The following is a 22,158-nucleotide window of genomic DNA, read 5'->3' as shown; positions in this document are numbered from 1 at the left end:
AATGCATGGTTAGCGGTTGACCATCTTGGGCGGCGTGCGCAAGATGGCGATCGAACCTATCACCAGCATGCCTGCAAGCATGAACATGCCGGTCTGGTTATTGTGCGTCGTATCTTTCAGCCAGCCGACCAGGAACGGGCTGACGAAACCGGCCAGGTTGCCGACCGAGTTGATCACCGCAATGCCGGCGGCAGCGCCGGTGCCGGACAGGAAGGCGGTCGGCAGCGACCAGAACAGCGGCGAGCAGGTCAGCACGCCCATCGCGGCCAGCGACAGGAAAGCGATCGCGATCACGGTGTTGTCGGCGGCAATCGCGGACACCACGAAGCCGACGGCGCCCAGCAGGGCCGGCACGATCAGGTGCCAGCGCCGTTCACGCAGGCGGTCGGAGCGGCGGCCGATGAGGATCATGGCGAACACCGCGCACACGAAAGGAATCGCACTGATCAGGCCGATCTTGAAATCGCCCACGACGCCGGAAGCCTTGACCAGGGTCGGCAGCCAGAACGTCAGGCCGTACTGGCCCATGACGATGCAGAAGTAGATCAGGCACATGTGCCAGATGCGGATATCCTTGAATACGGCGGCGGTCGACTTCGGGCTTTGCTTGTCTTTCTGGTCGGCGCGGATTTCCGCTTCCAGGAAGTCCTTTTCCGCTTCAGTCAGCCACTTGGCTTTGCGGATGCTGTTGTCCATCACGAAAAACACGGCGATGCCGACCAGGATCGCCGGTATCGCTTCGATCATGAACATCCATTGCCAGCCGTGCCAGCCGCTGGAGCCATGGAACGATTGCATGATCCAGCCCGACAGCGGATTGCCGAAAATGCCGGATACCGGGATCGCCGCCATGAAGGTGGCGACCACCTTGGCACGCCGGTGCGAGGGAAACCAGTAAGTCAGGTAGAGGATGATGCCGGGATAGAAACCGGCTTCCGCCAGGCCCAGCAGGAAGCGCAGGACATAGAACTGGGTAGGCGTCTGGACCCAGGCGAAACAGGCCGACAGTATGCCCCAGGTGATCATGATGCGGGCGATCCACAGCTTGGCGCCGACCCGGTTCATGATCAGGTTGCTGGGCAGTTCAAACAGGAAATAACCAAGGAAGAAGATGCCGGCGCCGAGGCCGAAAATGGTTTCGCTGAAGCCCAGGTCCTGCGACATCTGCAGCTTGGCAAAACCGACGTTGACGCGGTCCAGGTAGGCCACCACGTAGCACAGCATGATGAACGGCACAAAGCGCCAGAATACTTTCTTGTACAGGTTTTCGGCTTGTTCGGCCGGCAGGCTTGCAGTTGCCTGCGCACCTTTCTTCATGATCGTTGCTGACATCTCGTCTCCACCAGTTTGATTTTAAAATCTGGATGTTTCTATTTGTTGAAACTTACCAGCGCGCTCCAAATACCCGATACAACTCATCCAGCGCCGCCGTGCTCAGCGGCTCCGGTTTATCCTTCGCCATCAGCCACAGGCGCGCCGTTTCTTCCAGCTCTTCCAGCGCATATGCCGCCTGCGAAACGCTTTCGTGCCACAGCACCGGTCCCAGCCGTTCCAGCAATACCCCGCGCACGTCGGCCGCCAGCAGGCTGACTTGCCGTGCAACCTGCGGATCGCCGGGGCGGCAATAAGGGATCAGCGGAATGCGTCCGACCTTCATCACCTGGTATGGCGTGATCGGCGGCAGCACCGCGCTGTCATGCCAGACGCCGGCCAGGGTCAGCGCCACCAGGCTGGTCGAGTGGGTATGCACCACGGCTTGCATCTGCGGGTTGTTGTCGTAGATTGCGCGATGCAAGGCCAGCGTCTTCGACGGCTTGTCGCCGCTGACCCAGCGGCCGCCCAGGTCGACCTTGGCGATCTGCGCCGGCGCCATCCTGCCGAGGCAGGCGTCGGTCGGCGTGATCAGCCAGCCATCGTCGAGGCGGGCGCTGATGTTGCCTGCCGCGCCTACTGTGTAATTGCGTTGATACAGGCTGGCCCCGATCTCGCAGATTTCTTCGCGCAGCGCCTGTTCCTTGAGCATGGCGCTGGCGCCTGCCTGGTTCTTGGTAGTGGTCATGGTCGCGTTTCGCCTAGCCGATTTTCACCCAGCTGAAGCAGCGCCTTTTCAAAGAAATCGATGCTGCCGAAATTGCCCGACTTGAGCGCCAGCGCCAAAGGCGTGGCGCCGATCGACGCCGTCGCCGGCACGCCGGGATCGATTTGCGCCCCTATGCGCAAAGCCCGCACACCGAGCGCCTTGACCACTGCGCCGGAAGTTTCGCCGCCGGCGATCACGAAGCGCCGCACGCCGCTGGCCAGCAGCGCCGCGGCGATATCGGCCAGCGCCTGCTCTATCAATAAACCGGCGCGCTCGACGCCGAGCTCGGCCTGCACCTGTTTCACTTGTTCCGGCGTGGTGGTGGCATAGATCAGCGCCGGCTGCTTATCCAGGTGCTGCTGCGCGAAGGCCAATGCCTGTGCGACCACCGGTTCGCCGCCGGCGAGCGCCAGCGGATCTATGCGGAATGCCGGGCGTTTTTCCAGCCACGCCTTTACCTGGGCGTTGGTAGCTTTCGATGCGCTGCCGGCCAGCACCACCGACAAGCCCTCTACCGCCGGCAGTTCGCTGGCTGCCGCGCCTTGCTGCGGATCGAGCAGGCCTGCGCGCACAAAATTTCCCGGCAGGCCGAGCGCGATGCCGGAGCCGCCGGTAACCAGCGGCAAACCGTCGCAGGCTGCGCCGATGGCGTACAGGTCCTGGTTTTCCAGGGCGTCGACAATCGCCATGCGCACGCCCTGCCGGCGCAGTACGTCGAACCCGGCGCGAATCTGGCCGGTTCCCTGGGACACGGTCGGATAGCCGACCAGGCCGACCTTGGAAGGGGTTTGCTGCTGCAGCACGCGGACCAGGTTCGGATCGGTCATCGGCGTCAAGGGATGGTTCTGCATTCCCGATTCGCTGAGCAGCTGGTCCTGGATAAACAGGTGACCGCGGTACAGGGTGCGTCCGGTTTCGGGGAACACCGGGCAGGCAATCGTGAAATCGCTGCCCAAGGCGTCCAGCAAGGCGTCGGCGACCGGGCCGATATTGCCTTGCGGGGTAGAGTCGAAAGTGGAGCAGTACTTGAAAAAGAACTGGCGGCAGCCTTGCCGCTGCAGCCAGCGCAGCGCCGCCAGGGAATCGGCCACGGCTTCCGCCGCAGGCGCCGTGCGCGACTTGAGCGCCACCACGATGGCGTCCACGTCCTGCGGCGCGCTGTCCGGTATGCCGATGGTCTGCACGGTGCGCATGCCTTCGCGCACCAGCATGTTGGCGAGGTCGGTGGCGCCGGTGAAATCGTCGGCGATGCAGCCGAGCAGGGGGCTTGTCTGTGCCGGCATGGTTTACTCCTGCGCCGCCGGCAGCTGGATGCCGGGGAAAATCTTGATCACGGCGGCATCGTCCTCGGCGCCATGGCCGGCGGTGGACGCCATCATGAACATCTGGTGCGCGGCGGCCGAGAGCGGCAGCGGGAATTTGCTGGCGCGCGCGGTATCCAGCACCAGCCCCAGGTCCTTGACGAAAATATCCACCGCGGACAGCGGCGTGTAATCGGCTTTCAGGATATGCGGCACACGGTTTTCAAACATCCACGAATTGCCGGCGCTGTTGGTGATCACCTCGTACAGGGAATCGGCGTCGACGCCTTCGCGCAGTCCCAGCGCCATTGCTTCCGCCGCGGCAGCGATATGCACGCCGGCCAGCAGCTGGTTGATGATCTTTACCTTGGAACCCATGCCGTGCGCTTCGCCCAGCCGGTAGACCTTGCCGGCGATTGCCGACAGCACGGCTTCGCCTTTGGCATACGCCGCGGCCGGACCGGAAGTCATCATGGTCATCTCGCCGGAAGCGGCGCGTGCGGCGCCGCCCGATAACGGCGCGTCGAGGAACAGCAAGTGCTGCGCGGCCAGCCGTTCGCCCAGCTTGGCCGCGTATTCCGGCGCGACCGTGGCGCTGGCGATCACCAGGCTGCCGGGCTGCATGGCGGCAGCGGCGCCTTGCTCGCCGAACAGCACCTGTTCGGTTTGCGCGGCGTTGACCACCACCGTAATCACGACTTCGCATGACGCCCCCAGCTCAGCCGGGGTCTTGCAGGCGATGCCGCCTTCGCTGGCGAACTGCTGCAATACTTCCGGCCTGACATCGCAAGCATGCGCACGCAAGCCGGCGCGCAGCAAAGAACGGGCAACGCCCAAGCCCATGGCCCCAAGGCCGATTACACCTACGTTGATTGTCATTGTCGATCCTGATTAACGGGTTTTTGCAGCATTCTTGGTTTTCTGCGCAGCCTTGGTGTCGGCGGCGCCCTGCGCCATGCGGCGCGCTGCGTTGAACATGTGGTTTTGCGCCGCATTGCGCGCGGCCAGCGCGTCGCCGGCGGCGATCGCGGCGGCGATGGCGGCGTGTTCTTCATAGACCTGGCGCATGAAATCGTCGCGCCTTGCTTCATTGCTGCGGGTGACCGCGGTGGCGGCTTCCAGGTACTGGCTGAGGAACGCCAGCGTTTGCAGCAGGAAGGGATTGCCGGTGGCTTCGGCGATGCTGCGGTGGAACATGACATCGGCCAGCACGCCGTCGCCGCCGGCATCGACATCGGCGGCAATGCCTTTCAGCGCGGTTTCTATCGCTTTCAGCTGGCGCGGCGTGCGGCGGGTAGCGGCCAGCGCCGCGACTTCGGCATCGATGGCGCGCCGCAGTTCGACGATCTGCAGCACGGCGTCGGCCGACGAAGCCTGGTCGAACTGGATGCGCAAGGGCCGCAGATGGCCCTGTTCGCTGACATAGACGCCGCTGCCCTGGCGCGGCTCGACCGCGCCTTCGTTCTTCAGGCGGGAAATCGCTTCGCGCACCACGGTGCGGCTGACGCCGAACTGCTCGGACAGCGCCGGTTCGGTCGGCAGCTTCGCGCCCGGGCCGAATTCGCCGGTTTGTATCTTTTTCAGCAATTCCTGGGCGACGGTATCGCTCAGGGACGTCCGGTTGGCATTCAATTTATTGAACATGTTGTCTCTTCCAACGGCATATTTTTATCGTAATGTGAGCATATCATCATATGAATTATTGGAAAAATCAAGGCTTGTTTCAAAGCCGATCCATTTCTTTCATGCTTGTCATTGCCAATGATGCCGGGAATAGGGTTCTTGCCTTGGGTCAATGAATGGCCAGGCCATGGCGGCTAAGATCGCAGTGATGCAAACGTGCCGGCCGTCACATTCCAGTAGAATCCTGTCCTTGTGGAAAACTCCCTCATGCCACGCCACCAGGACGGATATTCGATGAACAGAATCGCAAGCGCTTACCTGACGTTATCTGCCATTGCCTTGTCCATGTGGAGCGCCCCGGCCGCGGCGCAAATCCGCATAGGCGTTGATATCGCCGTCACCGGCCCGGCAGCCGCAATCGGCGCGCCGACCAAAAACGCCATCCTGCTGTGGCCGAAAGAGATTGCCGGACAAAAGGTCGAATACATCATCCTGGACGACGCTTCCGATCCGACCAACGCGGTGCGCAATGCGCGCAAGCTGGTCAGCGAAGAAAAAGTCGACCTGATCGTCGGCCCCAACACCACGCCTGCGGCGCTGGCCATGCTGGAGGTGGCGGCCGCGGCGGAAACGCCGATGGTGGCGCTGGCGGCTTCGGCCTCCATCGTCGAGCCGCAGGACGCCAAGCGCGCCTGGGTATTCAAGCTGCCGCAAAACGATTCGCACATGGCGACCATCCTGACCCAGCACATGGCCGACAACGGCATCAAGACAGTGGCCTTCATTGGTTTTGCCGACGCCTATGGCGACAGCTGGTGGCGCGAATTCTCGCACCTGGCCGAGCTGCGGAAAATCAAGGTGGTCGCCGGCGAGCGCTACAACCGCAACGACACCAGCGTCACCGGACAGATCCTCAAGATCATGTCGGCGCAGCCGGATGCGGTGCTGATCGCGGCGTCGGCGACGCCGGCGGTGCTGCCGCAGAAGACCCTGGTCGAGCGCGGCTACAAGGGACGCATCTACCAGACCCACGGCATCGCCACCGCGGATTTCCTGAAAGTCGGCGGCAAGGATGTCGAAGGCACTTTCTTCCCGACCGGGCCGGCGGTGGTGGCCAAGCAGCTGCCCGCCTCGAACCCGGTCAGGAAGACCGCGCTGGATTTTACCCGCCGTTATGAAGCGGCTTACGGCGCCGATACCATGACGCAGTTCGCCGCCGATGCCTGGGGCGCATACATGCTGGTCGCGAATGCCGTGCCGCAGGCGCTGAAATCGGGCCAGCCCGGCACCAGGCAATTCCGCGCCGCGCTGCGCAACGCCTTGGAAAACACCCACAACCTGACCATCCCGCAAGGCGTGGTCAACATGAATCCCAAGGACCATGTCGGGCTGGACCAGCGTTCGCGCGTGATGGGCCGGATCGTCAACAACAAGTTTACCTATGCATACGGCGGCTAGTCCGCCACAAGAAAAACGAAAGTAAAAAAGATGGATCGATTCTGGTTGTGGCTGCGCGGTTTTGTCCCGGGGCAGGTGATGGTCAACGGCACCGAGCGCATGCGCGCCTGCTGCGGCGCCTTGCTGGGGATATTGCTGACCGGGCTGGTGAGCCATTGGGTCCTGGGGCCGACGGCCGCGCTGCCGTTGCTGATCGCACCGATGGGCGCTTCCGCCGTGCTGCTGTTCGGCGTACCGGCCAGCCCCCTGGCGCAGCCGTGGTCCATCATCGGCGGCAACCTGGTCGCGGCGGTGATCGGCGTCGCTTGCGCGCGCTGGATTCCGGATCCTTTGTTTGCCACTTCGATTGCAGTGTCGGCGGCGATCGGCGCCATGTTTGCGTTGCGCTGCCTGCATCCGCCCAGCGGCGCGGTGGCGCTGACCGCGGTGCTGGGCGGTCCGGCGGTGACCGGCCTGGGTTTTCATTTCGTGCTGGCGCCGGTGCTGCTGAATTCCTTGTTGCTGCTGCTGGTGGCGCTGCTGTTCAATAACGCCACCCGCCGCCGCTATCCGCATGTGGCCCACGTCGATCCCGGCAAGCTGCGCCAGACCAAGGACCAGCCCAGCGGCCGGCGCATCGGCTTCACGCAGGAAGACCTGGATCATGTCTTGCACCAGTACAACCAGGTGCTGGATGTCAGCCGCGACGACCTGGAAAACCTGATCCTGCAAACCGAGCTGCATGCCTACCAGCGCCGTTTCGGCGCGATCACCTGCGCCGACATCATGTCGCGCGATGTCGTCAGCGTCGAATACGGCACCTCGCTGGAAGATGCCTGGGCCCTGCTGCTGAAGCACCGGATCAAGGCGCTGCCGGTGATCAATTCGGCGCGGCGCCTGGTCGGCATCATCACCCAGACCGATTTCATGCGGCAGGCGAACCTGCAGGTGTACACCGGCTTCGACCAGAAACTGAAGCAGTTCATCCAGCGCACCACCACTACCCACTCCGACAAGCCGGAAGTGGTCGGCCAGATCATGACCAGCGCCGTGCAGAGCGCGGCGACCGACGCCCACATCGTCGAACTGGTGCAGCCCCTGTCCGATTCCGGCATACACCACATTCCGATTGTCGACGACCAGCGGCGCCTGGTCGGCATGGTGACGCAGTCCGACATGGTCGCGGCCCTGTACCGCGGGAATGCGAATTTAACCACACCCTGAGCCATTTCCGGCATGCGGCAATTGCCGCAAACCGGCGCGGGCCGTACAATGGCGGGGTTTTGGTGCACGCGGACATGTCCATGTCCGCAGTTAAACGGGAAACACGGCGCCAGGCGACTCGACAAGATCGCCGGCACAACGTGTGCTGCCCCCGCAACGGTAAAACAAGCGTCGCCGGTGGTCTCCATTGCTGGATTCCTCCGGTCGGCAGGGCGTATCTACTACCACTGAGCCTGGCTTGGGAAGGTTATGCGCTCCGACTTGTCAGCCCGGATACCGGCCAAAGCAGGTGGAGTAAACAATAAACGGCCGACAGGCATTTATTCGCTACTACCGTTAACCGGGCTTGCGGGGAGGCAGGCTGGGAACTCTTATCGTAATCGACCATGACATCATCTTTATCACGCCGCTGCGGCGCGACCTTGAAGCCGCTCGCGCTGGCTTCAGCCATTCTTTCGACTGCCGCCGCATCGGCGCAAACCGCCCAGGAGCAAACGCTGGTGCCAGTGGTGGTGACCGCGGCCCGGATCGAGCAGCCGCAAACCGACGCCTTGCCGCACACCACGGTCATCAGCGCCGAAGACATCCGCAATTCGCAGGCGCCGGACTTGCCGGCGTTGCTGCAACGCGAAGCCGGCTTGCAGATCACCCGCGTCGGCGGTCCCGGCCAGCAGGCTTCGCTGTTCATGCGCGGCGCCAATTCCTCGGAAACGCTGATCATGATCGATGGCGTGCCGATCCGGCGCCAGGCTTCGTTCGGCCTGCCCGCGCTTGAAAATATCCTGCCGGACCAGATCGACCACATCGAGATCGTGCGCGGCAACGTGTCGGCGATCTACGGTTCCGGCGCGATCGGCGGCGTGGTGCAGATCTTCACCAAGCGCGGCAACGGCGCACCGGCGTTCAACGCATCGGTCGAAGCCGGCTCGCGCGGCACTTACGAGGGCAATGCCGGCGTCAGCGGCAAGAGCGGCGACACCCGCTATGCGCTGTCGCTGACACGCTTCAAGACCAACGGCTTTTCGGCGCAGAACCCGTTGCAGAGTCCGAATGTCAATCCCGACCGCAACGGCGACGGCAATACCAGCGTCTCGGGTTCGGTATCGCAGGAATGGCGCGCCGGCAATGAAATCGGCGTCCGCGTTTATGCCAACGATGCCAAATACACCTTCGACGATGCCTATGGCACGCCGACCGACCAGAACAACGGCCACTCCAGGAGCCAGTCGCTGGCCCTGTTCAGCAAGAACCGCTTTACCCAGGACTGGACTTCGACGCTGACCCTGTCGCAAAACATCAATCGCGACAATCTCGACGGCCAGAGTGTATTCGGCGACAGCAGCAACGCCTACAAGAGCACCCAGAACCTGCTGCAGTGGGCCAACGAACTGCGCCTGTCGCCGATGTGGACAGCGACAGCCGGCGTCGACGCCGGCCGTGAAAAGGCCGATGTCAGCTCGAACAGCAGCTACGGCAATTCCAGCAACAGCTTTTCGCGCTCGACCTCCAGCGTCTATGCCGGCGCGCTCGGCAAGATCGGCCCGCACCAGCTGCAGCTGAACCTGCGCCATGACGATGTCGGCGGTTCCGGTTCGGACAACACCGGCTACCTGGGCTACGGCTTCGCCCTGACCGATAGCGTCAAGCTGATCGCCAATGCATCGACTGCATTCAATGCGCCGACCCCGGTGCAGCTGTACCAGCCGATTTACGGTAATCCGAACCTCAAGGCGGAACGTTCGAAATCCTACGAGCTGGGCGTGCAATATGCCGCCGGCGCCACCTTGCTGCGGGCCACCCTGTTCGATACCCGTACCCGCGACCAGTTCGGCTACGATCCGCTGACTTCGCAAACGATCAATATCGCCCGCGCCAAGAACCAGGGGCTGGAATTGAGCGCCAGCACCGTGCTGGCTGCAATCGACTGGCGCGCCAGCCTGACCTTGCAGAATCCGAAAGACGAGAGCAGCAACAAGATCCTGGCGCGCCGCGCCAAGACCCTGGGTTCCCTGGGAGCGGCCAAGAGCTTTGGCGCCTGGCGTCTCGGCGCCGATGTGCAATACACCGACAGCCGCACCGACATCCCTGGCAATCCGCGGCTGGGTACGTACTGGCTGACCAACGCCAATGCGCGCTACCAGCTGAACAAGGAAGTATCCTTGTTCGGCCGCATCGACAATCTGTTCAACCGCGACTACCAGACTGCTTATGGTTATAACCAGCCGTCACGCGGCGTCTTTGTTGGTGTAAATTGGCAGCAATGATAGAAACCGATCTGTCTGCCAGCGGATGACCCACACCATTGACTAGCATCACCACACTGCGCCGCGCCATCCTGATCCTGTGCTGCCTGACGGCAGTCGCAGGATTGGTGCTGTCGTTCGCGGTGCTGTGCGGTAGCAGCGGTTGCGGGCGGCCTATGGCGGCGGATCAGATCTATCTTTCCTTGCGCCTGCCACGGGCGCTGACGGCTTTCACCGTCGGCGGCCTGCTGGCGCTGGCCGGGGCGCTGATGCAGGTGCTGCTGCGCAATCCCTTGGCCGATCCCTATGTACTTGGTTTGTCCGGCGGTTCCGCCGCCGGGGCTTTGTCGGCCTTGCTGGTAGCCAGCCGTTTCGGCTACATGGGCGACGCCGCAGCTGCATTCGGCGCGGCGCTCGGCGCCGGGCTGGCGGTGCTGCTGCTGTTCGGCCTGGCGCGGCAGGCTTTGCGCCGCCTGCCGGATGTCGGCCAGCACAGCGGCCATCGCCTGATCCTGACCGGGGTGATGATCGCCGCCGGTTTCGGCGCTATCGTGACGCTGGTGCTGACGCTGGCGCCTGACGGGCAATTGCGCGGCATGCTGTTCTGGCTGATGGGCGACCTGGAAGACGGGCGCCTGCTGCTGCCGGCGGCCGTGCTGCTTTTGCTGATCTTGATCTGGAGTACCTTGAACGCGCGCCAGCTGAACCTGCTGGCGCGCGGCGAAGGATTTGCGCAACTGCTGGGAGTGCCGGTGGTGCGCCTGCGTTTGCTGACCCTGTGCGCCGCCTCGCTGGCGACGGCGGCTGCGGTCACGGTGGCCGGCACAATCGGCTTTATCGGCCTGGTGGTGCCGCATGCAATTCGCCTGCTGGTGGGCAACGACCAGCGCATATTGTTTCCGGCCAGCGTGCTGGCAGGCGGCGCTGCGCTGGCGCTGGCGGACCTGGCGGCGCGCACCGTGGTGGCGCCGACCCAGCTGCCGGTGGGAGTGGTCACGGCGCTGGTCGGGGTGCCGGTATTCCTGTGGCTATTGGCGCGGAGCCGCGCATGAACCACGCCACGCCGCCATTGCTGAGCGCCGAACAGCTGAGCGTGAGTGTGGGCAGCGGCGTCGGCCATAAAACCTTGTGCAGCAGGCTGGACTGGCAAGTCGCGCCAGGCCAGTTCTGGTGCGTGCTGGGCCGCAACGGCATCGGCAAAACCACTTTATTGCATACGCTGGCTGGCTTGAAGCGGCCGGCTGGCGGCCGCGTGCTGATTGCAGGCCGCGACATACGAACTACGTCGGCGCAGCAGCTGGCGCGCCTGCGCGGCTTGCTGGCGCAGCAGCAGGCCGATGCGTTTTCCAGCAGCGTGCTGGCGGCGGTGGTCGCCGGCCGCCATCCCTACCAGTTCGGTTTCGGCTGGGATATGGAGGACGACCGCGCGCTGGCGATGCAGGCGCTGGAGCGGGTCAGGATGGCCGCTTTCAGCACGCACGATGTGATGCGCCTGTCGGGCGGCGAGCGGCAGCGGGTGGCGCTGGCGACCTTGCTGGTGCAGGATCCGCTGCTGTTCATGCTGGATGAGCCGACCGCGCACCAGGATGCCGCGGCGCAGATCGTGGTGATGGAGTTGCTGCACAAGATAGCAAATGCGCTGCAGCCGCAAAAAGCAGTGATCGCGGCTTGCCACGACATCAACCTGGTGGCGCGTTACGCCAGCCATGTGCTGCTGCTGGGCGATGGCCAGGCTTGGCAAGGGGTCGCCGGCAGCATACTGCAGCCGGAGATATTGCAGGCTGCGTTCGGCTGTTCGTTCGAGGTAGTGGAAAACGGCGCACGGCGTTTGTTCATGCCGGCGGCCAGCCTGCTTTAGGTTTAGGGCGGCGGAACGATCACCGGCGCCGGCTGCGCGCCAGCTCCAGTTTCTGGCACAGCTCGGCGGCGCCATCCAGTATGCGCGGGCCGGGACGGCTCATCCAGTTCGGCGTCAGGGTAAACAGGTTGTCGGCGGCGACCGCCGCCATGCCGGGGAAGCGCCGCCAGCCGGCGCTGGGCGAGCTGCCGCCGTCGGCGGCAAAGATCACTTCAGGATTGGCTTGCAGCACGGCTTCGGTGCTGACGGTAGGCGCCAGCTGCGGCAGTTTGCCGAACACGTTTTGACCGCCGCACAAAGCGATCACGCTCGACACCATGTGGCTGCCGTTCAGCGTCATCAGCGGTTTTTTCCAGATCTGGTAAAACACCCGCACCGGCGGCTTCTGGCGGTAGGTCGCATCAAGCTGCGCCAGGCGCGCCTTGAATGCGTCTGCCGCGGCGGCGCCGCTGGCCTCGGTGCCGGCCAGCTGCGACAGCCTCAGCAGCGAGGTGGCGATGGTTTCCAGCTGGTGCGGTTCGCTTTCGAATACCGGGATGCCGATGGCGCGCAGCCTGGCGATCTGGCTGGCGGAGTTGCCGCTGCTCCAGGCCACCACCAGGTCCGGCTTGAGGGCAACGATCCGTTCGATATCGAGCGCGCTGCTGCTGCCCATCGAAGGTATCTGCTTGGCCGCGGGCGGGTAGTCGCTGTAGTCGCTGACGCCGACCACGTAAGCGCCGGCGCCGGCTGCAAACAGCAGTTCGGTAGCGTGCGGCGCCAGGCTGACGATGCGATGCGCCGGGTGCGGCAGCACCACCGCATGTTGTGCATCGTCCCGCACCGTGATGCCTTGCGCAGACGCCGCGGTGAACGACAGCATGGCCGCCGCCGTGGCAGTCCAGCTGCGCGATGTCCTGATGCGGGCGGGCTGCTGCACTGTCGGGGCCGGATTCAGATTTCGAGATTGTCGATCAGGCGCGTGCCGCCCAGCTTGGCGGCAGCCAGCACCACCAGCTTTTCGCCTTGCGCCAGGTCGCCCGCGGCCGGCGCCTGCAGATCGCAGCGCTTGCGGATCGAGATGTAGTCCGGCAGCCAGCCGCGGCCGCGCAGCTGCGCCATCGCCTGCCGCTCCAGTTCAAAGATGTCGAGGTGGCCGGCGCGGACTTCCTCGGCGACCTGGTTGAGCGTCTTGAACAGCGCCGGCGCTTCTGCCCGTTCGTCGGCCGACAGGTACATATTGCGCGACGACAGCGCCAGGCCGTCGTCGGCGCGCCAGGTTTCGGCGGCGATGATTTCAGTCGGCAAGGCGAACTGCTTGGCCATGTTGCGCACGATCATCAGCTGCTGGTAATCCTTCTTGCCGAACACCGCGACGCGCGGCTGGACGCAGGAAAACAGTTTCAGCACGACGGTTGTCACGCCGGTAAAGAAGCCGGGGCGGAATTCGCCTTCCAGGGTATTGCCGAGGTCGTCGGGCGGCCGCACGCGGAACTCCTGCGGTTCCGGATACAAGTCTTTTTCGGTCGGCGCGAACAGTACGTAGACGCCTTCCTTTTCCAGCTTTTCGACGTCGGCGGCGAAGGTGCGCGGATATTTGTCGAAATCCTCGTTGGGGCCGAACTGCAGGCGGTTGACGAAGATCGAGGCGACGATGGGATCGCCGTGTTTCTTCGCCAGCCGCATCAGCGACAGGTGGCCTTCATGCAGGTTGCCCATGGTCGGTACGAAAGCGGTGCGCAGCTGGCCGCGCAGCTGGTCGCGTAGCTCTTCAATCGAGGAGATGATTTTCATGTCTAAATCGGAGATAAGTTGTTTTTATTGGGAGGATGCGGTGCATCGCCGTGTGGCAGCGAAGTCGTCGGTTATGCCGGCGCGTAAGTCGGCGAATAGGCCAGCCGTACGTAAATGGGCGCGAACGGTTCCGCCTGGGTGATTTCAATCAGCGTTTCCTTGGCCAGCTCCAGCATGGCGATGAAATTCACCACCAGCACCGGCACCCCGCGCGAGGGATCGAACAGTTCGGCGAACTCGACAAAACGCGCCGATTGCAGCCGCCGCAGGATCCCGGTCATGTGCTCGCGCACCGACAGTTCTTCGCGGCTGATGGTGTGGTGGGCGGTCAGCTTGGCGCGCTTGATGACGTCGGCCCAGGCTGCCTGCAGGTCGTCCAGGTTGACTTCCGGCCAGCGCGTGACGATGCTTTGCTCGATATAGATCTGGGTGCGCACATAATCGCGCCCGAGCTGCGGCAGGGCGTCGATTTCGCGCGCGGCCAGCTTCATCTGTTCGTATTCCAGCAGGCGCCGCACCAGTTCGGCGCGCGGATCTTCGGCTTCTTCGCTGTCGGTCTTGCGGACCGGCAGCAGCATGCGCGATTTGATCTCGATCAGCATGGCGGCCATCAGCAGGTACTCGGCCGCCAGCTCGAGGTTGGTGATGCGGATCTGGTCGACGTATTCCAGATATTGCAAGGTCACTTGCGCCATCGGGATGTCGAGGATATTGAAATTCTGTTTGCGGATCAGGTACAGCAGCAGGTCGAGCGGACCTTCGAATGCTTCCAGGAAGACTTCCAGCGCATCCGGCGGAATGTAGAGATCGGTCGGCATGCGGAACAGCGGCTCGCCGTAGAGGCGCGCAAAAGCCACGCCGTCGATCACGTTCGGCGTCGAATCGGGTTGGCCCTCCAGCGTCAGTTCAGCGGCATCCGACAAATTCTGGCTCATCTGATATCCGGCAGGAACTTAGTGATTGTTCTGGTACACGTAGGGTTGTTGATCGACGCGCGATTCCTTGGTGCGCAGCTGGCTGTCGAGGTCGATCGGCGTCTTGTCCCACAGCAGGGCGCGGCCGGCCAGTTGCTGTTCTTCCAGCTTGGGGTTGTTTTGCTTGAGTTCTTCGACGAACTTGGTGATGTCGGACTGATAACCGTTAATTTGTTTGGAGAATTTCATGGTTGCTTTGATAATCCGGTGGGAGTAGCCGCTATTTTATGCTATTTCCCGGCCGCCGCAGCGGTTTGTCGTCGGCGCCGATATTCATATGGCAACAGAGGCGGCAACTGCGGGCGCTATACTTGGGCCGACACTGGATAAAGGAGGCAGCATGAAACCATGGGCACGCGCTATTTTGGCAATCGTTGTTCCGTTCCTGATCGTGGCTTGTGATCAGAATGGCAATTTCATACAGGAGGCGGGATTGGAAAAACTGAGCCGCGGCGTATCGACCGAAGCCGACGTCCGCAACGCCATGGGCCAGCCGGATACCGTATGGGAAGCGGAGAGCGGCGAGCGCTCCCTGGAATATCCGAAAGGACCGGCCGGCGCCCGCACCTGGATTTTCTACATCGGCAAGGACGGCAAGCTGAGCGATTACAAGCAAGTCTTGACCGAAGAGAATTTCGCCAGGATCAAGGTCGGCATGAACAAGGAAGAAGTGCGCAGGATGCTCGGCAGGCCGCGCACCGTGGTGCAGTTTACAAGGAAGAACGAGGAAGTGTGGGACTGGCGCTATACCCAGAGCGACGCCAGCCAGGCTTTCTTTAACGTGCACATGGATATCACCAGCGGACTGGTGACCGGCACCTCAGTGTCGCAGGTCTACGGACACTGATCTACGGAGACTGATGCCGCGCTAGCGTTTCAGCCAGCGCCGCATCACGATAGGCGGTTCTTCCAGCGGGTTGGCGCGGGTGTATTCGAGTTCCGGCGCCAGCTCGAATTCGAATACCGCATACAGGTCGACTACCCGGGTCTGGTCGGCGCGCACCGCCAGCCGCAGTTCATCGACGTCGGCGCCGCGGGCGCGGTGGATCAGCGCTTCCATCAGGTGCTGCGACAGGCCTTGGCCGCGATAGGTATGCAGCACGCCCATGCGCAGGATTTCCCAGACGTCGGTTTCGGTATCGGTCGGCAGCCAGCGCGCCGATCCGATCGGTTTTTCATCCAGCTGCAAAACGAAGCCGCCGCCGCGCTGCAAGTCGTGCAGCACCCGTTCCGTGCTTTCGCGATGGCCGCTGGAGCTGGCCGCGACCCGCTCGGCCCAGCAGGCGCGAGTCAGGCCGGCGATCAGCGCGGCATCGTCGGTGCTGGCTTCGCGGACTTGCAGGTTCATCCGGCGCGGCGCTTAGCTGACGCGCATGCCCGGCTCGGCGCCTGGCCACGGATTGAGTACATAGATGCCCGGATTGGCTTTGCCGTCGGCGGCCGAAGCTGCCAGCACCATGCCTTCCGAAATGCCGAACTTCATCTTGCGCGGCGCCAGGTTGGCCACCATCACGGTCAGCTTGCCGACCAGTTCTTCCGGCTGGTAGGACGACTTGATGCCTGAGAATACATTGCGCAAACGGCCTTCGCCGACATCCAGGGTCAGGCGCAGCAGCTTGTCGGAACCGTCCACGTGTTCGCAATTGACGATCTTGGCGATGCGCAGGTCGACCTTGACGAAATCGTCGATCTTGATTTCGGCGGCCAGCGGCTCGATGGCGCTGCCGGCGCTATCCGCGGCGGCGGCTTCTGCCGGGACCGCAACTGCCGGTGCGTCAAACAAGGCGTCCAGCATCTTCGGCTCGACCCGCGTCATCAGGTGCGAGTAGGCGTTGATGCGATGGCCGTCAGCCAGCGGCCGGCTGACATCGGCCCACACCAGCGGCGCGATCTGCAGGAAGATTTCGACCTGCGCCGCCAGCGCCGGCAACACCGGTTTCAGGTAGATGGTCAGGATCCGGAACGCTTCCAGCAAGCGGCTGCAGACTTCGTGCAGGGCCGCTTCCTTGCTTGGGTCCTTGGCAAGTTCCCACGGCTTGTTGGCGTCGACATAGGCGTTGATGACGTCGGCCTGCTCCATCACCGCGCGCAGCGCCTTGCCGTATTCGCGGCCGTCGTACAGCGCCTGGATATCGCCGGCGACGCCGCGCAACCTGGCCAGGAACGGATCGCTGCCGGTGGCCCAGGCAGTGCTCAGCTTGCCGTCGAATTTCTTGGCGATGAAACCGGCGGCGCGGCTGGCGATGTTGATGTACTTGCCGATCAGGTCGGAATTCACGCGCGCCACAAAATCTTCCGGATTGAAATCGATGTCTTCCACTTTCGCGCTCAGCTTGGCGGCGATGTAGTAGCGCATCCATTCCGGGTTCATGCCCAGTTCCAGGTAGCGCAGCGGCGAGATGCCGGTGCCGCGCGATTTCGACATTTTTTCGCCGGAGACCGTCAGGAAGCCGTGCACGAAGACGTTGTTCGGCACTTTCAAGCCCGAGAAGTGCAGCATCGCCGGCCAGAACAGCGTATGGAAGTAGGTGATGTCCTTGCCGATGAAGTGGTACTGCTCGGTCTTCGGATCGGCCATGAAGGCGTCGTAGTCGCGCCCGGTCTTGCCGAAATAGTTTTTCAGCGAAGCCAGGTAGCCGACCGGCGCATCCAGCCAGACGTAGAAATACTTGCCCGGCTCATCCGGGATCTCGATGCCGAAATAAGGCGCATCGCGGCTGATGTCCCAATCGCCCATGCCGCCGTCGCTTTCCAGCCATTCCTTGGCCTTGTTGGCGACCTCGGATTGCAGGCGCGGTTTGCCGTCGGCGTTGCCCAGGGCCCAGCCGCGCAGGAATTCCACGCATTGCGGATCGGACAGCCTGAAGAAAAAGTGTTCCGACGATTTCATCACCGGCGTCGCGCCGGTCAGCGTCGAGTAGGGATTCTTCAGGTCGGTAGGCGCATACACCGAGCTGCACACTTCGCAGGAATCGCCGTACTGGTCCTTGGCACCGCATTTCGGGCATTCGCCCTTGATGTAGCGGTCCGGCAGGAACATGTTCTTGACCGGGTCGAAGAACTGCTCGATGGTCTTGGTCGAGATGAAACCCGCCGCCTTCAGCTTGCGGTAGATATCGCGCGACAGTTCATGGTTTTCCGGGCCGTCGGTCGAATGCCAGTTGTCGAAGGCGATATGGAAGCCGTCCAGGTATTGCTTGCGGCCGGCGGCGATCTGCGCCACGAATTCCTGCGGCGTGATGCCAGCCTTTTCGGCGGCGATCATGATCGGCGCGCCATGGGCATCGTCGGCGCCGACGAAATTGACTTCATGCCCCTGCATTCGCTGGAACCGCACCCAGATGTCGGCCTGGATATATTCCATGATGTGGCCGATATGAAACGCTGCATTGGCGTAAGGCAGGGCGGTGGTGACGAATAGCTGGCGAGGAGTTGAAGTCAAAGTAATGCTCATTTGGCAATGATTTTGCAACGGCAAGCGCTGCTGGTTGGAATAAAAGAGTGATTTTAGCAGTGACAGGCCGGTCTCTGCTCTAATCCTTGCGCCTGTCCTCGCTTGCGCCGTAGCAGCGGCAGCGGAAAAGCGGCGATTTGGTTTAGACTTGGCGCATCTTATCAAGAACGTGCAGAGGAAAAGTAATGAGCGTCACGATTGAAGCGGTCAAGGCAGCGTTGTCCAGTGTGATCGACCCGAATACCGGCAAGGACCTGGTGAGCAGCAAATCGGCCAGGAATATCCGGCTGGAGGGCGCGGATGTACTGTTCGACATTGAGCTGGACTATCCGGCCAAGAGCCAGTTTGCGCTGATCGGCGATGCCGCCGCGGCCGCGGTCGGCGCGCTGGACGGGGTCGGCAAGGCCACCCCGCATGTCTATTCGAAAATCCAGTCGCATGCGGTGCAGCGCGGCGTCAAGCTGATGTCCAACATCAAGAACATCATCGCGGTGGCGTCCGGCAAGGGCGGCGTCGGCAAATCGACAACCGCGGTCAACCTGGCGCTGGCGCTGGCGGCGGAAGGCGCGCAGGTCGGCATCCTCGACGCCGATATCTACGGCCCCTCGCAGCCGATGATGATGGGCATCAGCGGCCGCCCTGAAACCAAGGACGGCAAGACCATGGAGCCGCTGGAAAACCATGGCTTGCAAGTGTCGAGCATCGGCTTCATGGTCGATCCGGACGAGCCCATGGTGTGGCGCGGCCCGATCGTCACCCAGGCCTTGCAGCAGCTGCTGGACCAGACCAACTGGCGCGACCTCGATTACCTGATCGTCGACATGCCGCCCGGCACCGGCGACATCCAGCTGACCTTGTCGCAAAAAGTGCCGGTGACCGGCGCCGTGATCGTTACCACGCCGCAAGACATCGCCTTGCTGGATGCGCGCAAGGGCTTGAAGATGTTCGAGAAGGTCGGCATCCCGATTCTCGGCATCGTGGAAAACATGAGCACCCATGTCTGCTCCAATTGCGGCCACGCCGAAGCCATCTTCGGCGAAGGCGGCGGCGCCAGGATGTGCGGCGAGTACGGTGTCGAATTCCTCGGCGCCTTGCCGCTGACCATGTCGATCCGGCAGCAGACCGATTCCGGCAAGCCGACCGTGGTGGCCGAACCCGACGGCCCCGTAGCGCATATCTATAAGGAGATTGCGCGCAAGGTGGCGATCAAGGTGGCGGAAAAAGCCAAGGACATGAGCAGCAAGTTTCCTACCATCGTGATCAAGAACGACTAAGGCGAAGTGGCGGCGGCTGCCTTTATCAAGGCGCGCCGGCAATGTCATGGTGGATCGCCAGCCAGATGGTGGGCTGGCCAGCATCGGTCCATTCGATGCGGTGGCGGCAATGTGCAGGGATGTGCAGCCAGGCGCCGGGCCGCATGACGTGTTCGGCGCCGCCTTCCAGCGTCAGTCCGGCGCCGCCGCTGAGCAGCAGCACCCATTCTTCCTGCGGGCTGTCGTACCAGAAGCCGGGCGGACTGGCCTGGCCGCTGGAAACGATGCGCTCGATTTTCAGGCCGCCGTGCTGATGCAGAAGTTCGAACACTTCTGCTGAACTGTCCGGCGGCAGCCTGGTCAACAGATTGCCATGGGCAATTTGCATGGCGGTCTCCTTATCTATGGCAGCGATGTATTATTGCACCCGGTGCATTGCACGGATTTTATGTGAGTTTTCCCGCCGCATTTTCCACCGCATTTTCCACCTAAAGGACAAGGCAATGAAATCACGAATTTTTTCGCTACTGTTTTCCGCGGCCCTGCTGAGCGCCAGCCTGCTGCCGCAAATGGCCCTTGCCGCATCGGTCTCTTTCCTCGAGCCGGTCGACGGCGCGGAGGTCAGCAGTCCGTTCACCGTCAGGTTCGGCGTCAGCGGCATGGAAGTCAAGCCGGCCGGCGACATGACGGCCAATACCGGCCACCATCACCTGCTGATCAACGAAGGCAGCATCCCGGCCGGACAGTCGATCCCGATGGACGACAAGCATTTGCATTTTGGCAAGGGGCAGACCGAAACCAGCGTCACGCTGCCGCCAGGGAAATACAAGCTGACCATGCAATTTGCCAATGGCGCCCACCAGTCTTACGGCCCTGAGCTGAGCAAAACCATCAACGTCACCGTCAAATAGCCGATAACCCCGGCCATCGCCGTTTCCATCCGCTGCTGCAACGCGGTAAAATGAGGTTTTCCTTGATAACGGCTTTGGCAATCCAAGGCCGTTTTTATTTACCATGACTGCCAGCACTCCAGCATCCACTGCTTCATCGAAACCGGTACGCACCCGTTTTGCTCCTAGTCCAACCGGTTACCTGCACCTGGGCGGTGCCCGCACCGCGCTGTTTTCCTGGGCTTACGCACGCCATTTCGGCGGCACTTTCGTGCTGCGCATCGAAGATACCGACCTCGAGCGTTCGACGCCCGAGGCGGTGCAGGCGATTGTCGACGGCATGCAATGGCTGGGTTTGCAGCACGACGAAGGTCCGTTCTACCAGATGCGGCGCATGGACCGTTATCGCGAAGTGATCGGGCAGATGCTGCAAGCGGGCACGGCTTATCACTGCTACTCGTCGCCGGAAGAAGTCGAAGCGATGCGCGAACGCATGCGCGCCGCCGGCGAAAAGCCGCGCTACGACGGCACCTGGCGTCCGGAGCCGGGCAAGGCCTTGCCGCCTGTTCCCGCCGATCGCAAGCCGGTGGTGCGTTTCAAGAATCCGCTCGACGGCGACGTCAGCTGGGACGATGTGGTCAAGGGCAATATCACCATCTCGAACCGCGAAATGGACGACCTGGTGATCGCCCGCCCGGACGGCACGCCGACCTATAATTTCTGCGTGGTGGTGGACGACTGGGACATGGGAATTACCCACGTGATCCGCGGCGACGACCATGTCAACAACACGCCGCGCCAGATCAATATCCTGAAAGCCCTGGGCGCGACCCTGCCGCTGTACGGCCATGTGCCGATGATCCTGGGCGCCGACGGCGAAAAACTGTCGAAGCGCCACGGCGCTGTCAGCGTCATGGATTATCCGGCGCAAGGCTACTTGCCGGAAGCGATGCTGAACTACCTGGCGCGCCTCGGCTGGAGCCATGGCGACGAAGAGATTTTCAGCATGGAACAGTTTTGCAGCTGGTTCGACCTCGATCACCTGTCGAAATCGCCGGCGCAATTTAATCCTGAAAAATTGGCGTGGATCAACAATCACTACATCAAGCTGGCCGACAATGCGCGCCTGGCGGCGATGGTCAAGCCGCTGATGGAACAGGGTGGCGCCGATTTCAGCAACGCGCCGGACCTGCCGAAAGTGATCGGCCTGCTGAAAGAGCGCGCCAATACCGTCAATGAAATCGCAACCGCGGCCATGCTGTTCTATCGCCGGCCGGCGCCGGATGCGGCATTGCTGGCGCAGCACTTTACCGAAGCGGTCAAGCCGGCGCTGGCCGATTTCGCCGCACGCTGCGCGACGGTCGAGTGGAACAAGGAAAGCCTGTCGCCGATGATCAAGGAAGTGCTGGCGGCGCACCAGCTGAAGATGCCGCAGATCGCGATGCCGCTGCGCCTGATGCTGACCGGGCAGTTGCAGACGCCGGCGATTGATGCGGTGCTTGAATTGTTGGGCCGTGAGGCCGTGATCGCACGTTTGCAACCGTATCTGGCGTAAAACTGCAATAAATCTGCAAATCGGGATTTACAAGCTCTAAATAAGCTTGCTATAATCTCGCTTCTGCAAACGGGGGTATAGCTCAGCTGGGAGAGCGCTTGCATGGCATGCAAGAGGTCAGCGGTTCGATCCCGCTTACCTCCACCAGCACATAGTAGTAAGGCAGCAACGTAGTACGGACAGAAAATGTCCCCATCGTCTAGAGGCCTAGGACATCACCCTTTCACGGTGAGTACGGGGGTTCGAATCCCCCTGGGGACGCCAGAATTATCTTGGTATCGGCAGGTAAGCGAGCAAAAAAACGGTCGCAGATTTTCGATGGCAAGTGTGTTCGATACAATCAATGAGGCCGCCAAATGCGGCCTTTATTGTTTCTGTCAGTAGTATGGATAAGGTCAGTAACACGGACAGATTTTTGTCCCCATCGTCTAGAGGCCTAGGACATCACCCTTTCACGGTGAGTACGGGGGTTCGAATCCCCCTGGGGACGCCA

The 22,158-nt window shown here is 62.4% G+C and carries 21 protein-coding genes, 3 tRNA genes and 1 riboswitch; of the genes, 12 read left to right on the top strand and 12 right to left on the bottom strand.

The window, feature by feature from the left end:
• Positions 1 to 9: 9 nt before the first annotated feature.
• From AC07RZ_RS15345 to AC07RZ_RS15325, 5 genes are read right to left on the bottom strand one after another with little or no spacing between them, the layout of a single operon-like run.
• Positions 10 to 1,332 carry an MFS transporter gene (locus tag AC07RZ_RS15345; RefSeq protein ID WP_494668560.1) on the bottom strand — a complete coding sequence of 441 codons (1,323 nt, stop codon included), beginning with the start codon at positions 1,330 to 1,332 and terminating at the stop codon, positions 10 to 12.
• Between the two features lie 52 nt (positions 1,333 to 1,384).
• Positions 1,385 to 2,023: a 3-oxo-tetronate 4-phosphate decarboxylase gene (otnC, locus tag AC07RZ_RS15340; RefSeq protein ID WP_494668709.1), complete on the bottom strand. Its 639-nt coding sequence runs from the start codon at positions 2,021 to 2,023 to the stop codon at positions 1,385 to 1,387.
• Between the two features lie 32 nt (positions 2,024 to 2,055).
• Positions 2,056 to 3,363 carry a 3-oxo-tetronate kinase gene (gene otnK / locus AC07RZ_RS15335; RefSeq protein WP_494668559.1) on the bottom strand — a complete coding sequence of 436 codons (1,308 nt, stop codon included), beginning with the start codon at positions 3,361 to 3,363 and terminating at the stop codon, positions 2,056 to 2,058.
• Between the two features lie 3 nt (positions 3,364 to 3,366).
• On the bottom strand, positions 3,367 to 4,260 hold the full coding sequence (gene ltnD, locus AC07RZ_RS15330) for an L-threonate dehydrogenase (RefSeq protein WP_144738894.1): 894 nt from the start codon (positions 4,258 to 4,260) through the stop codon (positions 3,367 to 3,369).
• A 12-nt stretch (positions 4,261 to 4,272) separates the two neighbouring features.
• Positions 4,273 to 5,025 (bottom strand): FadR/GntR family transcriptional regulator, encoded by a 753-nt coding sequence (locus AC07RZ_RS15325; RefSeq protein WP_144738892.1) that lies wholly within the window; start codon positions 5,023 to 5,025, stop codon positions 4,273 to 4,275.
• A 273-nt stretch (positions 5,026 to 5,298) separates the two neighbouring features.
• Here AC07RZ_RS15325 and AC07RZ_RS15320 point away from each other — a divergent pair, with 273 nt between their 5' ends.
• The 5 genes from AC07RZ_RS15320 to AC07RZ_RS15300 all read left to right on the top strand — a co-directional run bounded on the left by AC07RZ_RS15320 (position 5,299) and on the right by AC07RZ_RS15300 (position 11,766).
• Positions 5,299 to 6,462, top strand: coding sequence for an ABC transporter substrate-binding protein (locus tag AC07RZ_RS15320; RefSeq protein ID WP_494668558.1), 1,164 nt, complete (start codon positions 5,299 to 5,301; stop codon positions 6,460 to 6,462).
• Between the two features lie 30 nt (positions 6,463 to 6,492).
• The gene (locus AC07RZ_RS15315; RefSeq protein WP_494668557.1) at positions 6,493 to 7,665 is read left to right on the top strand and encodes an HPP family protein; all 1,173 of its coding nucleotides are present in this window, start codon (positions 6,493 to 6,495) and stop codon (positions 7,663 to 7,665) included.
• Between the two features lie 43 nt (positions 7,666 to 7,708).
• Positions 7,709 to 7,964, top strand: a riboswitch (cobalamin riboswitch).
• Between the two features lie 87 nt (positions 7,965 to 8,051).
• Positions 8,052 to 9,929: a TonB-dependent receptor plug domain-containing protein gene (locus AC07RZ_RS15310; RefSeq protein WP_494668556.1), complete on the top strand. Its 1,878-nt coding sequence runs from the start codon at positions 8,052 to 8,054 to the stop codon at positions 9,927 to 9,929.
• A 38-nt stretch (positions 9,930 to 9,967) separates the two neighbouring features.
• Positions 9,968 to 10,960 carry a FecCD family ABC transporter permease gene (locus tag AC07RZ_RS15305; protein ID WP_494668555.1) on the top strand — a complete coding sequence of 331 codons (993 nt, stop codon included), beginning with the start codon at positions 9,968 to 9,970 and terminating at the stop codon, positions 10,958 to 10,960.
• On the top strand, positions 10,957 to 11,766 hold the full coding sequence (locus tag AC07RZ_RS15300; protein ID WP_494668554.1) for an ABC transporter ATP-binding protein: 810 nt from the start codon (positions 10,957 to 10,959) through the stop codon (positions 11,764 to 11,766). Before AC07RZ_RS15305 ends, AC07RZ_RS15300 begins: the two co-directional genes overlap by 4 nt.
• Before the next feature lie 19 nt (positions 11,767 to 11,785).
• On the opposite strand, the gene AC07RZ_RS15295 is transcribed toward AC07RZ_RS15300, so the two are convergent.
• The 4 genes from AC07RZ_RS15295 to AC07RZ_RS15280 all read right to left on the bottom strand — a co-directional run bounded on the left by AC07RZ_RS15295 (position 11,786) and on the right by AC07RZ_RS15280 (position 14,702).
• A complete protein-coding gene (locus AC07RZ_RS15295) occupies positions 11,786 to 12,685 on the bottom strand; it encodes a cobalamin-binding protein (RefSeq protein WP_494668553.1) in 900 nt (299 codons plus the stop codon).
• A gap of 14 nt (positions 12,686 to 12,699) precedes the next feature.
• Entirely contained in the window at positions 12,700 to 13,539 is an 840-nt protein-coding gene (gene panC / locus AC07RZ_RS15290) for a pantoate--beta-alanine ligase (protein WP_092401763.1), read from the bottom strand.
• Positions 13,540 to 13,610: 71 nt separating this feature from the next.
• Positions 13,611 to 14,474, bottom strand: a complete 864-nt coding sequence (locus AC07RZ_RS15285; RefSeq protein WP_092401760.1) for a segregation and condensation protein A — start codon at positions 14,472 to 14,474, stop codon at positions 13,611 to 13,613.
• An 18-nt stretch (positions 14,475 to 14,492) separates the two neighbouring features.
• Complete coding sequence (locus AC07RZ_RS15280; RefSeq protein ID WP_092401757.1) at positions 14,493 to 14,702, bottom strand: DUF3460 family protein; 210 nt, start codon at positions 14,700 to 14,702, stop codon at positions 14,493 to 14,495.
• A gap of 244 nt (positions 14,703 to 14,946) precedes the next feature.
• Here AC07RZ_RS15280 and bamE point away from each other — a divergent pair, with 244 nt between their 5' ends.
• On the top strand, positions 14,947 to 15,360 hold the full coding sequence (gene bamE / locus AC07RZ_RS15275) for an outer membrane protein assembly factor BamE domain-containing protein (RefSeq protein ID WP_254785229.1): 414 nt from the start codon (positions 14,947 to 14,949) through the stop codon (positions 15,358 to 15,360).
• Positions 15,361 to 15,381: 21 nt separating this feature from the next.
• Here the strand turns inward: bamE and AC07RZ_RS15270 are convergent, their stop codons facing one another.
• Together AC07RZ_RS15270 and metG are read right to left on the bottom strand one after the other, a co-directional pair.
• Positions 15,382 to 15,861: a GNAT family N-acetyltransferase gene (locus tag AC07RZ_RS15270; protein ID WP_494668552.1), complete on the bottom strand. Its 480-nt coding sequence runs from the start codon at positions 15,859 to 15,861 to the stop codon at positions 15,382 to 15,384.
• Positions 15,862 to 15,873: 12 nt separating this feature from the next.
• Positions 15,874 to 17,967, bottom strand: a complete 2,094-nt coding sequence (metG, locus tag AC07RZ_RS15265) for a methionine--tRNA ligase (RefSeq protein ID WP_494668551.1) — start codon at positions 17,965 to 17,967, stop codon at positions 15,874 to 15,876.
• Between the two features lie 185 nt (positions 17,968 to 18,152).
• On the opposite strand from metG, the gene apbC reads away from it, so the two are divergent.
• A complete protein-coding gene (gene apbC, locus AC07RZ_RS15260; RefSeq protein WP_144738883.1) occupies positions 18,153 to 19,241 on the top strand; it encodes an iron-sulfur cluster carrier protein ApbC in 1,089 nt (362 codons plus the stop codon).
• Between the two features lie 25 nt (positions 19,242 to 19,266).
• On the opposite strand, the gene AC07RZ_RS15255 is transcribed toward apbC, so the two are convergent.
• The gene (locus AC07RZ_RS15255; RefSeq protein WP_494668550.1) at positions 19,267 to 19,608 is read right to left on the bottom strand and encodes a cupin domain-containing protein; all 342 of its coding nucleotides are present in this window, start codon (positions 19,606 to 19,608) and stop codon (positions 19,267 to 19,269) included.
• Between the two features lie 115 nt (positions 19,609 to 19,723).
• On the opposite strand from AC07RZ_RS15255, the gene AC07RZ_RS15250 reads away from it, so the two are divergent.
• From AC07RZ_RS15250 to AC07RZ_RS15230, 5 genes are all read left to right on the top strand, one after another.
• Positions 19,724 to 20,131 carry a DUF4399 domain-containing protein gene (locus AC07RZ_RS15250; protein ID WP_494668549.1) on the top strand — a complete coding sequence of 136 codons (408 nt, stop codon included), beginning with the start codon at positions 19,724 to 19,726 and terminating at the stop codon, positions 20,129 to 20,131.
• Between the two features lie 103 nt (positions 20,132 to 20,234).
• Entirely contained in the window at positions 20,235 to 21,665 is a 1,431-nt protein-coding gene (gene gltX, locus AC07RZ_RS15245) for a glutamate--tRNA ligase (RefSeq protein WP_494668548.1), read from the top strand.
• A 71-nt stretch (positions 21,666 to 21,736) separates the two neighbouring features.
• Positions 21,737 to 21,812, top strand: a tRNA-Ala gene (locus AC07RZ_RS15240).
• A gap of 41 nt (positions 21,813 to 21,853) precedes the next feature.
• Positions 21,854 to 21,929, top strand: a tRNA-Glu gene (locus AC07RZ_RS15235).
• Positions 21,930 to 22,082: 153 nt separating this feature from the next.
• Positions 22,083 to 22,158 (top strand) — tRNA-Glu (locus AC07RZ_RS15230).

It is taken from the genome of Collimonas sp. GW821-FHT07E08 (genome assembly GCF_059418905.1).
Note: the sequence above shows the minus strand (reverse complement) of the source record. Positions and strands in the feature narration are given on the sequence as shown.

Coding starts and splice junctions, on each gene's coding strand:
- AC07RZ_RS15345 (WP_494668560.1), bottom strand. CDS start 1,332: ATGTCAGCAACGATCATGAAGAAAGGTGCGCAGGCAACTGCAAGCCTG.
- otnC (WP_494668709.1), bottom strand. CDS start 2,023: ATGCTCAAGGAACAGGCGCTGCGCGAAGAAATCTGCGAGATCGGGGCC.
- otnK (WP_494668559.1), bottom strand. CDS start 3,363: ATGCCGGCACAGACAAGCCCCCTGCTCGGCTGCATCGCCGACGATTTC.
- ltnD (WP_144738894.1), bottom strand. CDS start 4,260: ATGACAATCAACGTAGGTGTAATCGGCCTTGGGGCCATGGGCTTGGGC.
- AC07RZ_RS15325 (WP_144738892.1), bottom strand. CDS start 5,025: ATGTTCAATAAATTGAATGCCAACCGGACGTCCCTGAGCGATACCGTC.
- AC07RZ_RS15320 (WP_494668558.1), top strand. CDS start 5,299: ATGAACAGAATCGCAAGCGCTTACCTGACGTTATCTGCCATTGCCTTG.
- AC07RZ_RS15315 (WP_494668557.1), top strand. CDS start 6,493: ATGGATCGATTCTGGTTGTGGCTGCGCGGTTTTGTCCCGGGGCAGGTG.
- AC07RZ_RS15310 (WP_494668556.1), top strand. CDS start 8,052: ATGACATCATCTTTATCACGCCGCTGCGGCGCGACCTTGAAGCCGCTC.
- AC07RZ_RS15300 (WP_494668554.1), top strand. CDS start 10,957: ATGAACCACGCCACGCCGCCATTGCTGAGCGCCGAACAGCTGAGCGTG.
- panC (WP_092401763.1), bottom strand. CDS start 13,539: ATGAAAATCATCTCCTCGATTGAAGAGCTACGCGACCAGCTGCGCGGC.
- AC07RZ_RS15285 (WP_092401760.1), bottom strand. CDS start 14,474: ATGAGCCAGAATTTGTCGGATGCCGCTGAACTGACGCTGGAGGGCCAA.
- AC07RZ_RS15280 (WP_092401757.1), bottom strand. CDS start 14,702: ATGAAATTCTCCAAACAAATTAACGGTTATCAGTCCGACATCACCAAG.
- AC07RZ_RS15270 (WP_494668552.1), bottom strand. CDS start 15,861: ATGAACCTGCAAGTCCGCGAAGCCAGCACCGACGATGCCGCGCTGATC.
- metG (WP_494668551.1), bottom strand. CDS start 17,967: ATGAGCATTACTTTGACTTCAACTCCTCGCCAGCTATTCGTCACCACC.
- apbC (WP_144738883.1), top strand. CDS start 18,153: ATGAGCGTCACGATTGAAGCGGTCAAGGCAGCGTTGTCCAGTGTGATC.
- AC07RZ_RS15255 (WP_494668550.1), bottom strand. CDS start 19,608: ATGCAAATTGCCCATGGCAATCTGTTGACCAGGCTGCCGCCGGACAGT.
- AC07RZ_RS15250 (WP_494668549.1), top strand. CDS start 19,724: ATGAAATCACGAATTTTTTCGCTACTGTTTTCCGCGGCCCTGCTGAGC.
- gltX (WP_494668548.1), top strand. CDS start 20,235: ATGACTGCCAGCACTCCAGCATCCACTGCTTCATCGAAACCGGTACGC.